Annotated in this window: 14 protein-coding genes; 12 read left to right on the top strand and 2 right to left on the bottom strand. The window is 47.5% G+C overall.

Annotated elements, in window-relative coordinates:
* Window positions 1–41: 41 nt before the first annotated feature.
* Complete coding sequence (locus tag C0Q44_RS03695) at window positions 42–605, top strand: type 2 periplasmic-binding domain-containing protein (protein ID WP_105406119.1); 564 nt, start codon at window positions 42–44, stop codon at window positions 603–605.
* A complete protein-coding gene (locus C0Q44_RS03690; RefSeq protein ID WP_219845168.1) occupies window positions 602–1,006 on the top strand; it encodes a DUF2000 family protein in 405 nt (134 codons plus the stop codon). The genes C0Q44_RS03695 and C0Q44_RS03690 overlap by 4 nt, the downstream gene beginning before the upstream one ends.
* Before the next feature lie 64 nt (window positions 1,007–1,070).
* Here C0Q44_RS03690 and C0Q44_RS03685 read toward each other — a convergent pair whose 3' ends face one another.
* Window positions 1,071–2,279 carry an MFS transporter gene (locus tag C0Q44_RS03685; RefSeq protein WP_105406118.1) on the bottom strand — a complete coding sequence of 403 codons (1,209 nt, stop codon included), beginning with the start codon at window positions 2,277–2,279 and terminating at the stop codon, window positions 1,071–1,073.
* 283 nt (window positions 2,280–2,562) lie between these two features.
* Here C0Q44_RS03685 and C0Q44_RS03680 point away from each other — a divergent pair, with 283 nt between their 5' ends.
* The 10 genes from C0Q44_RS03680 (at window position 2,563) to C0Q44_RS03635 (ending at window position 14,128) form a co-directional block, all read left to right on the top strand.
* Window positions 2,563–3,141, top strand: a complete 579-nt coding sequence (locus tag C0Q44_RS03680; protein WP_105406117.1) for a TetR/AcrR family transcriptional regulator — start codon at window positions 2,563–2,565, stop codon at window positions 3,139–3,141.
* A 243-nt stretch (window positions 3,142–3,384) separates the two neighbouring features.
* On the top strand, window positions 3,385–4,773 hold the full coding sequence (locus C0Q44_RS03675; RefSeq protein ID WP_105406116.1) for a helix-turn-helix domain-containing protein: 1,389 nt from the start codon (window positions 3,385–3,387) through the stop codon (window positions 4,771–4,773).
* A gap of 650 nt (window positions 4,774–5,423) precedes the next feature.
* Window positions 5,424–5,612 (top strand): aspartyl-phosphate phosphatase Spo0E family protein, encoded by a 189-nt coding sequence (locus C0Q44_RS03670; protein ID WP_105406115.1) that lies wholly within the window; start codon window positions 5,424–5,426, stop codon window positions 5,610–5,612.
* A 290-nt stretch (window positions 5,613–5,902) separates the two neighbouring features.
* A complete protein-coding gene (locus C0Q44_RS03665) occupies window positions 5,903–7,732 on the top strand; it encodes a sensor histidine kinase (RefSeq protein WP_105406114.1) in 1,830 nt (609 codons plus the stop codon).
* A gap of 5 nt (window positions 7,733–7,737) precedes the next feature.
* On the top strand, window positions 7,738–8,505 hold the full coding sequence (locus C0Q44_RS03660) for a response regulator transcription factor (protein ID WP_105406113.1): 768 nt from the start codon (window positions 7,738–7,740) through the stop codon (window positions 8,503–8,505).
* Window positions 8,506–8,608: 103 nt separating this feature from the next.
* Window positions 8,609–9,901 (top strand): ABC transporter substrate-binding protein, encoded by a 1,293-nt coding sequence (locus C0Q44_RS03655; RefSeq protein ID WP_105406112.1) that lies wholly within the window; start codon window positions 8,609–8,611, stop codon window positions 9,899–9,901.
* 32 nt (window positions 9,902–9,933) lie between these two features.
* Window positions 9,934–10,635, top strand: a complete 702-nt coding sequence (locus C0Q44_RS03650) for a beta/alpha barrel domain-containing protein (RefSeq protein WP_105406111.1) — start codon at window positions 9,934–9,936, stop codon at window positions 10,633–10,635.
* Window positions 10,636–10,987: 352 nt separating this feature from the next.
* The gene (locus C0Q44_RS03645) at window positions 10,988–11,902 is read left to right on the top strand and encodes a carbohydrate ABC transporter permease (RefSeq protein ID WP_105406110.1); all 915 of its coding nucleotides are present in this window, start codon (window positions 10,988–10,990) and stop codon (window positions 11,900–11,902) included.
* Complete coding sequence (locus tag C0Q44_RS03640; protein WP_105406109.1) at window positions 11,886–12,740, top strand: carbohydrate ABC transporter permease; 855 nt, start codon at window positions 11,886–11,888, stop codon at window positions 12,738–12,740. Before C0Q44_RS03645 ends, C0Q44_RS03640 begins: the two co-directional genes overlap by 17 nt.
* Window positions 12,741–12,790: 50 nt before the next feature.
* Complete coding sequence (locus tag C0Q44_RS03635; RefSeq protein ID WP_105407587.1) at window positions 12,791–14,128, top strand: FAD-dependent oxidoreductase; 1,338 nt, start codon at window positions 12,791–12,793, stop codon at window positions 14,126–14,128.
* 304 nt (window positions 14,129–14,432) lie between these two features.
* On the opposite strand, the gene C0Q44_RS30040 is transcribed toward C0Q44_RS03635, so the two are convergent.
* Entirely contained in the window at window positions 14,433–14,594 is a 162-nt protein-coding gene (locus C0Q44_RS30040; protein ID WP_181150841.1) for a hypothetical protein, read from the bottom strand.
* Window positions 14,595–14,734: the final 140 nt, after the last annotated feature.

The raw sequence follows: 14,734 nt of genomic DNA, 5'->3' as shown, positions 1-14,734 counted from the left end.
TCGTTAGCGGATTAGAAATAAAAAGGAGGAAATAGAAATAAATGGAGATAACCAAAGGCAAATATGCCATACTGGGAACGCTGGGAGACGATGAAGGATTCCTGACTTGCAGCATGCATATCGCGAAGAAGCTGGGCAACTCGGAACGAATCAAGCCATACCCGGAATTTGAAGCGGCTGCGGAAGACTTGAAATCAGGGGAGATTTCCTGCCTGTTGGTACCTGGAGCATATCCCAAGCTCAACAGCTTCATCATGGATTCTGAATTGGTGGTCGCTGAGAGCTTTGTAGAGAAGATTCCTGCGCTGGTTCTATCCGGCTTCCATGCGGTATGTCCCGATCAGATCGATATTATTTATCATCATCCGGCAACTACATACTTGTTATCAGAACTGAGTACAACCTATAGAGAGAACAGCACCGTATCATCTAACCCGGAAGCTTGCAGGAAGGTCATGCACAATACGGAGAAGTCCATTGCGGTCACGAATCAGCTCTGTGCTGATCATTATGGGCTCGTGACCTATAAAGTATTGCGCGAGGGAATCAACATGCCATGGGTATGTTTTACCAAAAACACACAGAGGGTGAATGCAGTCATATGAACAGAATTGCTATTATACTGGATAAAAATCTGGAGCCTGGCGCCGCAGCCAATGTGGCTGCCCTATTGATGGGACAAGCAGCCCTGAACGAGCCGGAATTATATTCTGACCAACCTGTACTGGATCTTAGCGGCGTTCAACATGCAGGTATCCAGTACAGTACGGTCATTCTGAAGGCAGGGGAGAATCAACTGATCAACCTGGTCAAGTCCTGCTCAGATGACAGCGGTGGACTGAGCTATGTTGTTTTTTCACAGACAGGCCAGTCGCTCAACAATGCCTTTGAACAATATGCGAGTGAGATTGCTGCGATGGAATTGGAAGCTACGAAAGTGGTAGGTGTCATTGTTTGGGGGAGGATGAGAGGGTCAGGGCAGCGACCAAGAAATTCAGTGTCATGAAGTAAGGGAAAAGGGCAGAAGCTGATCCTAAAGATCCTTCTGCCCTCATTTACATAAAGTACCGTTATGGGTTGCTAATGACTCCAGCTTTCTTTTCCGTAAAATAATAAACCAGTGCGAGCAGAGGCATCACCAAACCAATCAAAGTCGTGAGACTCCAGCCCCCAGTAGCATAGGACCAGCTTCCGAGAGATGATCCAATTGCGCCCCCGATAAAAAAGATCGACATGAAGATGCCGTTCACACGACCTCTGGCTTCACTGCCTAACGAATATATGATGCGTTGTCCCAGCACCAGATTGCCTGAGACCGCCATATCCAGCGTGATGGCAACGACCACAAGCAAAACAAGGGTAGCGGTAGAGTGACCCTGGAACAGATAGGCAAGCCCAAAGGATGCTGCAGCGATTACGATGGCGAGTCCGGTCAATATGCGGGTTAAGCCTTTATCTGCCCATCTTCCGGCAATAGGAGCAGCGATCGCGCCTCCGACACCCGCCAGTGCAAACCAGGCAATTCCTTGCTGTGACATACCGAAATCGTGAGCCAGTCTGAGCGGAATTGTGGTCCAGAACAAGCTGAAAGCACCAAACAGACTGGCTTGATAGAGGGCCCGGCGACGCAGTAGCGGATACGTTCTCAACAGGGTACCGAGTGAGACGATTAATTGACCATATTTCATGGCAGGCTGCGGCTGACGTGAAGGAAGCGCGCGTGACAGGAGCAGCATCAGCAGCGTAATAACAATGGCCGAGAATACAAAGACGGTTTGCCATCCGAAGAGGCTGGTAATAAAACTTGCGACAGGACGGGCCAGCATAATGCCGAGCAGTAAACCACTCATCACATTGCCGACAACCCGTCCCCGTTGCTCTTCCGAAGTGAGATAGGTGGCATAGGGTACCAGAATTTGAGCAACAACTGAACCTATGCCAATGAACAGGGATGCCGTTAGAAATAAAATGGCGTGGGAGGAAAAGGCCGCAGCAATCAAGGCAATGACCAGCAAGGTGAGGAACAGAACGACCAGACGTCGATTCTCGGTAATGTCACTGAGCGGTACAATAAACAGTAATCCGATCACATAGCCAACTTGTGTCAATGTTACGATTAATCCGGCAGCGGCTGACGACAACCCTGTTGTATTGCTGATCGGTCCGATAACGGTCTGGGCATAATACAGGTTCGCCACGATTAGTCCACAAGCCGAGGCCAGGAGAAAAATGATCCAGGCTGGTACAGGAGCCTTCTTCACTTGTTGTCTCATATCCATAATAATCAACCTCCCTATTTAAATGAGCATTTGGCAGAATCCTGATGAGTAAGTGTTGAATTACTAAACGTTTTGTTCACTATTTATATGCATATAATATACGATACGTTCAGTATTGTAAATAGATATCCACTTCTTTCGAAAACTTTTTTACAGAAAATAAAAGGTTTACGGAGGATGGGATTTTATAAAATATCAGCAGTTTAGTATAATGAACGTATCGTTTTTATGAAAACGGGTGACAAACGGACAAATTATTACTTCACATCCAGGAGGGATCGCGATGACTGCCAAAAGAGGACGCCCCCGTAACATGGAAACCCAGAATGCCATACTAACCGCTTCGTATGAATTGTTGTTGGAGGTTGGATTTGGAGCCATTACGATTGAAAAGATCGCTGAGCGTGCACAGGTGAGCAAAGCCACCATCTACAAATGGTGGCCGAACAAAGGCGCCGTCATCATGGACGGATATATGTCTGCTGCAACGGCAAGGTTGCCAGTACCGGATACAGGCTCGGTATTTGAAGATATACGCATACATGCGAGTAATCTGGTTCGTTTTTTGACCAGTCGAGAAGGAAAAGTAATTACACAGATTATTGGAGAGGGCCAGTCCGATCCAGGGCTTGCGGATGAATACCGTACAAGATATATACAACCACGTCGGCGTGAAGCATGGGGAATTCTGGAGAAGGGTGTAGAGCGTGGCGAATTGAAGAAAGGGTTGGACATTGGTTTATATATCGACCTAATCTATGGGCCAGTGTTTTATCGGATGTTGGTTACGGGTGAACCGATGGACGATATGATTGTACCTGAGTTGTTAAATGCACTGTTTGGAGGCATTAAGCTGAATTAGAAGTGAGAGGGAAATCCCTTTGAGTTAGCCCCTCAATTAGCAAGCGAAGGTAGGTGGGAAGTGGTTGGTTCCAGACATGCTTCTAATGGATATTTTCTATGTAGGCCGAATAAAGTCGATTTACCCTGTATATATGTGAAGAAAATTGCCACGATTTTTATTGACCGCTGTAAAATTTAGGATTAAAATTGTGTATATCATAATAAATTCAAAATTTTGGATTCTCATTGTGGAGGTGGGAACATGGAACCTACAACTACGATACGCTCATATATTGAGGACTACATCAAGAAGCAAGGGTATACCCTTCAATACTTTGCCGATATATCGGGCGTCAACGCCGGAACATTAAGTGCGATCATTAAGGGGACTCGGCCCATCGCTATGGCACAACTGGATCTGATCACCCAGGGCATGAAGCTGGAAGAAGGATATTTCTACGAGATTTATGGAGCTGAATGTTTCGTGGAATCGGCACCCCATTGGAGAAGACTGGAACCGTTCCTGCAACGCTGTGCTGAACTGGACAAGCTGGAGTGCATTCAGAAGGTGATCCAGCAAGTGACGGACGATCGCTCATATATCTCCGAATTATTCGAAATGGCTGAAGGCATGCTGGAACGCGGACAGACGGATGCTGCGCGGATGTTGTACGAATGCGTGGCGGAGTGCGAGAAATATCAACACTCGGAACGCCTCGCGTTGTGCCAGTATCGCATCTTCACCTTATCTCTCGGTCAGGATCAGCATGAGAATCTCCGGGCGGCTGTACATTTCGAACCGTATATCAATCGGTTGGATGAGGAGCGGCAGCTGGATGCGATTAAGGACCTGGCGAATACATACTCTGCTCTACGTTATTGGGACAAATTATTTTCACTTGCTGATGAATTGGAGCGCAAAGCGGGGTTTATACAATCTTATAAAAAGAAAAAAGTCGATAACAGGGTAACCTCATATCCATTATTCGTATACAGGGCTTACTCGAATTTGCTCAAGGCCTCAGCCTGTGAGTGGAGTGGGAAATATACTGAAGCACTGGGCTATACGCAAAATTATGCTGATATAGTTAATATTGCAGATCCCAGTGAGGAAGATCAGGTATATATCAAGATGTTTATTGGTTGGACTGAAGCGAACACCTATTTATACAGTCTGATGATGGGAAAGAAAGAGGTACTCCCGGCGTATGTGGCTTGGATTGAACAGAATGAAGAGGAAACACTTACTGCTCTCGTAAAGATTATAGAAGCAGCAAACACTTATGGTATGAACATAGATCATGTTCTTCTGAAATTTGATAGTAAAATTAATTCACTTTTAAGTGATAGGGCTTTAAGCGAAGGATATAATGAGCAAATTAAGAATGATCTATACACTAAACTTTTAATTGAGTTGGCAATATATCATTTTCACCAAGATCAGTATACGGAAGGAATGCAAAAGCTTGTTACTTGTTTGAACTCAGCTATTAAAATTAACAATTACACTGATATCATACAATGTGTTGCTCTCTTTGAGAGATACCGGTCTTTTGCATCTAAAGAAGTAGAGACCATGTATCGATATCTAATGGAGGAGGTTTATAATTATCATGAAAGCAAAAAAAATTATGGCCATATTCTTGTTTAGTGTTATTTTTGTTTTCACTTCCCATACAAGTCCAATTAATTTAGGGGATCAGAACTATAGCCCATTAACACATGGTAGTGGAAAGTTATAATCTTAATTGGATATGATGTTGCATAATATACACTCTGAGAGTTCAATAGCGGTTTATTTCCGGAAGCGGAAGTAGACCGCTATTTATTTTTCCTAGATTGACCATTGTAAAATACAGGATTAAAATTAAAAACAATTTTCTGATATTACAGGTATCAATGTTGGTACATTAAGTGCAATCCTCAAAGGCAGCAGACCGATGTCCATGAATCAACTAGATCAGATCACTTCTGCAATGGGAATGGAGAAAGGCTGAAATAGATTGAGATGATTTTTCTTGAATTGAGTTTTGAGGCTCCTCTTTCAGAGACTGATTAATAAATTGATAAAACTTTAGTTCTCGAATGCCATCGACCAAACTTTTCTGCACACGATATGTAGACATGATTTAAACATCTGTGCCCACATCTTGTAGAAAAGAAGGGGTTTCATTTCTCTATGCAAAATGCCTGATGTTGAATGTATGACGTTGCAAACAAACATTTTATTTTGCAAAGGAATATAATATGAAATTTTTGGCAATGTATCCTAAAATATTATTCAAACAGGGGGTGCATGCTATGAGTGAACCGAGGCAGATCAAAGACAAAATCGAACGGAACAGGCATGAATTGAGTCGTTTGGCGGAGAATCATGGCATGCAAGACAACAAAGTCCTCCGACAGTCCATGGTACTGGACGAGCTTATTAATGAATATAATCGTTTTAAATATAAAAGCCATCTCAGGAACAGACAACCGATTGCATAATGCAGTCGGTTTTTTGGTCTAATTCAACTGATTGTTTTGCTAGATTAATTCAGTAGATTTGTTCTATAGATATAGCGTAGTCGACTGTAGGATACAGTCGGCTTTTTTGTGTCTGCTCGAAATAGAGAAACAACTCGACAGTGAAACAAGCTACTAACTTGAAATTCCATACTAATTCCAGGGTTGGCAGGATAGCCAATGAACATTAAAACTGGATATGATGGACCCCAGTTATATCCAGTTTGATCTGTGAAGGGGGCTCATATAATGATCGGAAGAGGGAGGGATGAATGGAAATGATGGACAAGGTACAGGGGTATTTTGGAAAAAGCGTAAACCTGCGCACCAAGCTGCTCCTGTTGTTCCTGGCGCTGACGTTGCTGCCGCTAAGCTTGCAGAGTGTGATGAACTACAAGCATTTCTCGCAGACGATGGATCGCAAGACCGAGCAGTTCACCATTGATATGGTTCGCCAGATGAATGCCAATCTGAATCGGCTGCTGAAGGACTTTGAGCGGTTGTCGCTCTTGCCGCTCTACGATCAGATGGTGCTTGGTATTCTGGGCAAATACAATGCTCCGATGGGATCGGGTACATGGGCGAGGTCTGATGATTATCTGAAAATGAAGCTCTACACGTCCGGTCAAGCCTATGACCGACCGGAGATCCGAGGCATTCATCTGATTAGCAATAGCGGCATTCTGTTCTCCAATTTGGATTCGCTGGCGGTCAAGCCGGTATGGGACAGCAGGCAGGATGACTGGTTTGCCGAGCTTGACAACTCGGAAGGGGCATGGTGTCTGCTTCCTCCGCATGAACCCGGCTATTACACGGGTGGTCAGCAAGAATCGTATATATCGGTGGGCAGAGTGCTTCGTGATCCGGGTACGCTCCAGCGATTGGGGTACATTCTGATTGACATCCGTCTGGAGGTCTTCGGCGAACTGTTATCCAATCTGAATTATGAGCAAGATGCGAGCCTGATGATTGTAGACAGCAAGCAGCGTCTTCTGTTCGAACGGACCTCAACCGGAGGACTGTCTGCGTACGACCAGTTGTTCATACATGGACAGCTTCAAGGCTACCTAGGAAACCAAAAGGTTGTACTGGATGGAAGGCCTTACCTTTATGTACAGCACCATTCGAGCTACTCAGGGCTTTCAGTTATCAGCCTTACGCCTATTGCCGTTATTCAGAAGGAGTCGGGAGAGATGCTCACTTTCACGATTGGATTCGCTCTGCTATGTATGGCGGCTGTAGCGATTCTCGCGGCTCTGTTATCCTATCGCATCACCCGGCCACTGATTCGACTGAAGCATCATATGATTCGGGTGGAGCAGGGGGACTTCAGCCAGCGGGTATCACACTTCAGCAGTGATGAATTTGGACAGATTAGTCGGGGATTTAATCGAATGATGGAAGAGATCCATCGACTGTTCAATGAGGTGTTTTTATTGGGCATTCAAGAGCGGGAGGCTGAGTTGTCAGCGTTGCAAAGCCAGATGAATCCCCATTTTATATACAACACGCTGGAGTCCATTAACATGATGGCAGTCCGCAAGAAACACGCTGAGGTGTCTGACATGGTGACAGCGCTTGGCAAGCTACTGCGCTATACGATTGATAAGGTGGACCGGATGGTTCCCCTTGGGGAAGAACTGGCTTTGGTACAATCCTATGTACGCATTCAGCAGGTACGTTACGACGGCAGGCTAGAGGTCATCTATGACATCGAAGAGGCAGTGACGGATGGTTTGATTCCCAAGCTGATGCTGCAACCGCTGGTGGAGAATGCGATCTACCATGGCATTGAAGGGCAGGAAGATGGGGGAACGATCTGGATATCTGCCTTGAGATTCGATCAGGAGCTGCTCATTAGTGTACGTGACAACGGTAAGGGCATGGGTCAGACGGAGATTGACGAGTTAAACGAGTACCTCTCGAAACAGCCTTCTACGCAGGCTTTACGTTCCCATGCCGGAGACAGGCTGGGGCTTAACAATATTGCTCAAAGGCTTCGCCTCATCTATGGAGAAGGTGGAAGTCTAAGTATCGATGGCAGTCCCGGGCAGGGTCTGGTAATCACCATATCCATTCAACTTTTAACGGAAGGGGAATGAAGTGCATGTATAAAGTATTACTTGTAGAGGATGAGACGGTCATCCGTCAGGGACTGAGAGAGCTTATTGTACAAGCGTCTTCTCAGTTCAAGGTGACGGGAGAAGCTTCGAGCGGAACCGAGGCACTGGATTTTTTGCGGTGTGAAGTGCCGGATGTGTTAATCACGGATATTCGCATGCGTGAAATGGACGGATTGACATTGGTATCCAAAGCCAGAGACATGTACCCTGAACTGCTAATGCTCATTATCAGCGGTTACGGCGAGTTTGAATATGCGCGCAGAGCGATGGAGTATGGGGTGTTAAACTACCTGCTGAAGCCGATCGAACGCCATGAACTGACATTATGCATACATAAAATGCAATTGCTACTGGATCGCAGGTACGGTATTACAACCCTTTCTACCCAGGAGCCAACTGGGAAAGCAGAGCAAAACAGTGGAGATCCGCGGAAGATTATCCGAAATGTGAAGGAGCACATCAAGCAACAACCCGATGGGGATCTGCGGCTTCAGACCGTAGCAGCGCTTGTTAACCTGAATCCTACCTATCTAAGTCAGCTGTTCAAGAATGAAACGGGAACCAATTATTCCGATTACATCGCTGAGGCGCGCATGGAGCGGGCCAAGTGGCTGCTGATCAACACGGGTCTCAAAGTCTATGATGTGGCACGATTGTCCGGGCATCAAAGCCCCAAGCACTTCATGCTGGTGTTCAAGCAGCAGGTGGGATGGACGGCTGGGGAGTATCGAGACCGATTCAGTATTTCTTGAAAAACCATACCATTTCTGTAGTTGACGTGATTTATGAGCGCACGTTGCGTTCGTTATACTTGGGTTGCACAGGTCTACCACGACGTCCATAAGGGGGATTTCCATGAAAAAAGCAGGACTGATACTGATGCTTGTACTCATGATCTTGGTTTCAATTGCGTGCACAGACTCCAATTCCGGTGAACCTGGCGGTGCAGCACGGGAGAATGGAGAGGTGGAGCTGAAGTTCATGATGTGGGGCAATCAGGCACATATGGATGTATACAACAAGCTGATCGATGGGTTCACACTGGAAAATCCAGGTATTAAAGTAACGATGGAATCCGTACCTTTCGCAGAATATCAGCAAAAAATTTCGGTGTTAGCCGCCGGAGGCTCTCTTCCCGATCTCGCCTGGGTATCAGAGCGAATGGTGCCCCAATTCAAGTCCAATCACATCCTGGCCGATGTATCGGGGTTCAAGGATGATGCACAGTTTAAGCTGGATGATTATATTCCAAGTACATTGGATTTGTTCCGTGATGGCGATCAGCTGCTGGGCCTGCCATTTTCCACACCTCCAGTGGTCATGTTTTATAATAAAACGCTGTTCGACAAAGCGGGTCTGACTGACCCCAACACACTCGCCGGCCAAGGGCAATGGACATGGGAACAGTTTGAGGAATCGGCCAAGGCGATTACCAGCAAGGATGCGGCCAACCGAGTCTATGGCGCCAACTTTTTTCGCGACTGGAAGACTTGGGCGGTGCTCTCCTCCTATTCCTGGTCCAATGGCAGCGGTCCATTCGATGAGGGGATGACGAAGTTCACCTGGAACGACGCTTATGGCGTACAGACCTTTGAATTGCTGGAACGCATGATGTTCACGGATGAATCTCATCCGAAGGCGGGCGAGCAGGTTAGCTTTGATGCTGGCAATGTGGGCATGTTCTTCGATAATTACAGCTATATCTCCAAAGCAAGGGAGATCACGGGTTTGGAATGGAGCATTGCTCCCATGCCTTCCGGTTCACAGGGCAGCGTACCGATGCTGGGGCAGGCTGGATATGCCATGTTCAACGACAGCAAACATCCAGAGGAAACGAAGAAGCTGTTGAAGTATTTTGCCAGTGAGCAGGGCATTCAGGCGACAGCCACTTACTTTGTGCCTCCGCGTATCTCTGTTCTAAATTCCGATGCATTCATTAATCAACCCAATAACCCGAGCAAGGAACATATTGTACAGGCGGTGATTGATGAAATGCCCAAAGCACGTTTGATTCCCGGTCATATCCGTTGGCAGGATATCGACAATGCGGTATTGCAGGGGTTTGACCGACTATTTGCCCGGACAGCGAAAGCTGAGGATAACCTGAAACAAATGCAGGAAGAAGTGCAAAGTGTGCTGCAACCCTAAATAATTAGATCTAAAAATCGGAGGTGAGGATGATGGGCAAATTCAACGAATTGCTTGAGCGGAAGTCGCTGTCGCTGGTGGTTAGCCTGCCTGAGAACGACCTATCCTTGGCCCGGGCAGCCATGGAAGAGGGCGCTGATGCACTCAAGGTGCATTATAATGTCGGTCATCGCGCCAGCGGGAATCATTTTGGTCCATTAGACAGCTATGTCGAGGTATTTCGGGCGATCCGCAGTGAGTTTGGCGGTCCAATGGGCGTTGTGCCTTCTGGCAGCATTGATGGAGCGAGGCCGGAGGAAGTGGAGCACCTGACTGGGCTTGGTTTTGATTTTTATTCCATCTATGCACATCACTTGCCGTCCTTCATGTTGAATGACCTGGGGCTTGACCGAACGTTTGCAATCAATGAAGAATATGATGCGTCCCTCGTAACATCGGCAGCTTACTTCGGCTTCACCGCTCTGGAGGCATCCATTGTACCTGGAAAGGAATATGGTACACCGCTCAGCTTCGCGGATGTGCTCAAGTATCGCCGTCTGGTCTTACAAGCCCAGGTTCCAGTAATGGTTCCTTCCCAGCGGAAGCTGGTGCCGGAGGATGTTCAAGTGCTATGTGATACCGGGGTCAAAGCGATCATGCTTGGAGCGGTCGTAACAGGCAACACGGAGGAACAACTGCGAAGGGCTGTGAACGGGTTCCGCAATGCGGTGGACAGTCTGAACCGTCCGGACTAATCAATTGAAAGTCACGTGAATCACGGGGGACACCCCATATTAGCATTCATTCGTTCTAACGAATCGAGGACATGTTATTCGCGCCTATTCGTACGGAACTGAAGTTTAAGGAATCAGAGAGACGTTATTTCGTCCATTTGGTCGATTTTTAAAGTTCTGGCGACATTTTATAGAGATATAAGATGACTGAGATTCGTTACCCGGTGCATTCTTTAAAAATCTGCCTTATAAGATGCGGTAGATTCGTTAGCGCTTGGAGCGAGGGGGATCATTCCTTTTGATACAGCACCTTATATAGAATCGTCGCAGAGTTCAGCTTCGGAGGAAATTTTATTAAAAGGGGGAGGCCTGATTGACCCATTCACGCAAGCGCAAAAGAGGGGGGCCGCTCGCCAGAGAGGCCCAGATCGCAGGTTGGTTGTTTGTATCGCCGATGGTGCTTGGGTTTACCCTGCTGCTGTTATTTCCCATGGGTCTCGCGTTATACATGAGCCTGACCGATTGGCCGCTGCTGGGGGATCATCATTTTATTGGATTGGATAATTACCGGAATATTATGACAGACGCGATGTTCTGGAAAGTGCTCGCCAATACGGTTTATTTCACAGCGGGGCTGGTGCCGCTTAATATTGTGCTCGCCCTGCTGCTCGCGTTGCTGCTATCCAGAAATCTGCGGGGGATCGGAATTTTCCGAACAGCGATCTTTGTTCCGGTCATGACTTCGCTGATTGTGTGGGCTATCGTGTGGAAGCTGATGTACGCGACAGAGTCGGGATTGATTAATCAGCTTTTGTTGATGCTGGGCATCGAAGGTCCGGCCTGGCTCTACAATCAGAATCTGGCGATGCCTGCTGTGATCGTGACAAGTGTGCTGAAAAATGTAGGTCTGAATATGGTGCTGTTCATAGCAGCCATTCAGCAGGTACCGCGTTCATTGTACGAAGCAGCAACATTGGACGGTGCGGGCAGAGGGGGAACCTTCTTTCATGTCACGCTGCCCATGATCACGCCAACAGTGTTTCTGACTATGGTCATGACCGTGATTGGTTCACTCAAAGTATTTGGGCAGATCTATGTGATGACACAGGGCGGTCCAAGCAACAGCACGAAGGTATTGGTTTATTATATCTGGGAAAAAGCATTCAAATTATTTCAGTTCGGCTATGCCTCTGCCCTTGCGTATGTGCTGTTCTTCATCGTTCTGATCTTGACGCTGCTGCAATGGCAGCTTCGAAAGAGGTGGGTATTCAATGAAGGCGATGCCTAGTCCTTCGGGTCGGAAGGTAGGAAGTATCCTGGGTACGTATTTGCTGCTGACCCTGATTTCTCTCATTATGATTGTACCATTTATCTGGATGATATCGACATCATTCAAGGAGCCCCAGAGCATATTCACTTATCCGCCGCAGTGGATTCCGAAACCGTTTCGCTTTCAAAACTACATCGATGTCTTTCGATTGATTCCGTTTCATCGTTTTTATTGGAATAGTATCTATATTTCTGCGTTGGTTGTGATGGGAACGGTATTTTTTGCCTCCCTCGCCGGGTACGCATTTGCCAAAATTCCGTTCAAGGGACGTAATGTCGTATTTCTCATCCTGCTGAGTGCAATGATGATTCCCCATGAGGTGACGGCGATACCGATGTTTCTGTTCATGCGGCAGCTGGGGTGGATTGATACTCATCTCCCGCTGATTGTACTACCGATCTTTGGCGCGGGTGGTGTGTTTGGCATCTTTGTGATGCGGCAGTTCTTCATTACAGTGCCGACCGAGCTGGAGGAAGCGGCGATGATAGACGGCTGCAACCGATTCCAAATATATGCGCGAATTATGTTGCCAATTGCCAAGCCGGGTATGGCTACGTTGACAATCTTCACGTTTGTGACGATCTGGAATGAGTTTTTTGATCCGTTGATCTTCATTAACTCGCGTGATCTGATGACATTGCCACTGGGTTTGTCTTTGTTTACAGATGAAGTAGGTACAGCCTGGCAATATCTGATGAGTGCCACAGTTATGGCGACCTTGCCACTGTTAATTGTCTTTTTCCTGGCACAACGACGCTTCATTGAGGGAGTTGCCATGACGGGATTGAAAGAGTAAGCCGGGCAATAGAACGGAAGGAGGGGTAACATTTGCGTGAACGGATGAGCATGAATAAGGAAAAAGCAGATGTCGTTATTGTTGGAGGGGGTCCTGCGGGTATCGCGGCAGCCATCGCGGCTGGACGACTGGGGATACGAACCGTATTGGTGGAGCGATACGGGTTCGTGGGTGGGATGTCGACTGCCGCTATGGTGTATCCCTGGATGACGTTCCACACGGAGCGTGGTGAGCAGGTTATTAAGGGCATTGCACAGGAGATCGTGGATCGATTGCAGGCACGCGGCGGCTCTCCGGGACATCTGCGCGATACGGTTGGATTTGTGCATACGGTTACGCCGTACCATCCGGCCATCTATCAGGTGGTTGCGGCAGAGATGTTGCAGGAGGCTGGTGTCAGGCTGTTATTGCACAGCTTCGTGGATGAAGTAGTGGTTGTGAGTGATCGGGTGGAAGCGGTGCGAGTGACGAACAAATCTGGACGAATGGAGTTTAGAGCGAACGTATTCGTGGATGCGAGCGGTGATGCGGATGTGGCTTATCTTGCAGGCGCTTCTGTAGCGAAGGGGAGAGATGGCGATAACCAGTCTCAGCCAATGACCATGAAATTCCGCATGCGTGGTGTGGATCTTGGACGAGTGAAACAGTACATGCAGGAGCACCCGGAGGATTTCTATGCCAAGACCCCTTTTGAAGAGCTGGATAGCATTCCGTTAACCGGCGTGAGCGGCTTCTATTCCCAATGGAAAAAAGCGGGTGTGCCGATTAATCGGGATCAGGTGTTGTTTTTTACCGGACCGGCAGAGGATGAAGTGTTGATTAATTGTACCCGGGTGCAGGGGCTTGATGCGACAGATGCCGAGGATCTGACCTCTGCTGAACAGGAAGGCCGGAAGCAGGTGCTGATGATCGCCGAGTTTTTGCAGCGTGATGTCCCGGGATTCGAACGTGCTTCGATCTCAGCGGTAGCACCACAGATCGGTATTCGGGAATCCAGGCGAATTATCGGACATTATGCGTTGACTCAGGCGGATGTGGTTGCAGGGCGAAAGTTTGACGATGTAATCGCCAGAAGTGGTTATCCGATTGATATTCATGACCCTGCGGGTCAAGGCGTTGTGGCTGCCTTTATTAAAGGGGACGGGGCGTACGATATTCCGTATCGTTGTCTGATCTCTCGCAATATCCGCAATCTGCTGGCGTCAGGACGCTGCATCTCCACCACACATGAGGCGCATGCAACGACAAGGCTGACTCCAAGCTGTATGGCTACAGGGGAGGCCGCCGGAACTGCGGCTGCATTAGCTGTGAAGCTGAAGCTTGATCCCGTGGAATTACCGATCGCGCTGCTACAGGCGGAATTACGTCGCAACGGAGCGGCAATCTAAGAGATGAGCTGAAGGCTGCGTTCCAACGGAAAAGTAATGTGATAGGCTGACGGTGGGTGAATGAAAGTATATCGGTGAGTGAATAGCAAGCATGTAGGTGGATGGCGGGAACCTGTGTGAATAGCGAGCATGTAGGTGGATGGTGAGAACCTGTGTGAATGGCAAGCATGTAGATAGAAGGCAGGAACGTGAGTGAATTGGAGGTTTGAGAGCGAAAGGGAAGTTGATCCTTGGGAGAATGGGTTGAAGTCCGTAGTCAATTTCGAAGACACTGGCTCAATTACTGCATGTCTTGGTTCGGTACCTATGTTGTAATAGCTCTGGATACTGTCTCAATAAGCTTGGATTGGAATGGCTCGGCTTGAAGCGGTGCAGTGCGAGTGATTACGTAGCTGGTTACATAGCCGATTATGTAGTCGCTCTGTCGTATGTCATGAAGCAGGGCACCACGTGTCGGAAGCTGCATGTGGTGCGAAATTTTAACGAACCTGAGACGTCTTATTCGAGCCTATAAGTTGAAATGGAAATTCTAACGAACCTCAGTGAAGCTATTTCGCCTACAAACGCCCAAATAGTACGTGAAAGAGGGCTAATCGGGATACGGTT

Source organism: Paenibacillus sp. PCH8, assembly GCF_002968835.1.
GTDB lineage: Bacteria > Bacillota > Bacilli > Paenibacillales > Paenibacillaceae > Paenibacillus.
This window is presented reverse-complemented; position numbering and strand designations above follow the sequence as displayed.

Bases quoted from the DNA above. Each gene is read 5' to 3' on its own strand.
- C0Q44_RS03695 (WP_105406119.1), top strand. From the start codon at position 42: ATGGAGATAACCAAAGGCAAATATGCCATACTGGGAACGCTGGGAGAC.
- C0Q44_RS03690 (WP_219845168.1), top strand. From the start codon at position 602: ATGAACAGAATTGCTATTATACTGGATAAAAATCTGGAGCCTGGCGCC.
- C0Q44_RS03685 (WP_105406118.1), bottom strand. From the start codon at position 2,279: ATGGATATGAGACAACAAGTGAAGAAGGCTCCTGTACCAGCCTGGATC.
- C0Q44_RS03680 (WP_105406117.1), top strand. From the start codon at position 2,563: ATGACTGCCAAAAGAGGACGCCCCCGTAACATGGAAACCCAGAATGCC.
- C0Q44_RS03675 (WP_105406116.1), top strand. From the start codon at position 3,385: ATGGAACCTACAACTACGATACGCTCATATATTGAGGACTACATCAAG.
- C0Q44_RS03670 (WP_105406115.1), top strand. From the start codon at position 5,424: ATGAGTGAACCGAGGCAGATCAAAGACAAAATCGAACGGAACAGGCAT.
- C0Q44_RS03665 (WP_105406114.1), top strand. From the start codon at position 5,903: ATGGAAATGATGGACAAGGTACAGGGGTATTTTGGAAAAAGCGTAAAC.
- C0Q44_RS03660 (WP_105406113.1), top strand. From the start codon at position 7,738: ATGTATAAAGTATTACTTGTAGAGGATGAGACGGTCATCCGTCAGGGA.
- C0Q44_RS03655 (WP_105406112.1), top strand. From the start codon at position 8,609: ATGAAAAAAGCAGGACTGATACTGATGCTTGTACTCATGATCTTGGTT.
- C0Q44_RS03650 (WP_105406111.1), top strand. From the start codon at position 9,934: ATGGGCAAATTCAACGAATTGCTTGAGCGGAAGTCGCTGTCGCTGGTG.
- C0Q44_RS03640 (WP_105406109.1), top strand. From the start codon at position 11,886: ATGAAGGCGATGCCTAGTCCTTCGGGTCGGAAGGTAGGAAGTATCCTG.
- C0Q44_RS03635 (WP_105407587.1), top strand. From the start codon at position 12,791: ATGAATAAGGAAAAAGCAGATGTCGTTATTGTTGGAGGGGGTCCTGCG.
- C0Q44_RS30040 (WP_181150841.1), bottom strand. From the start codon at position 14,594: ATGCAGCTTCCGACACGTGGTGCCCTGCTTCATGACATACGACAGAGC.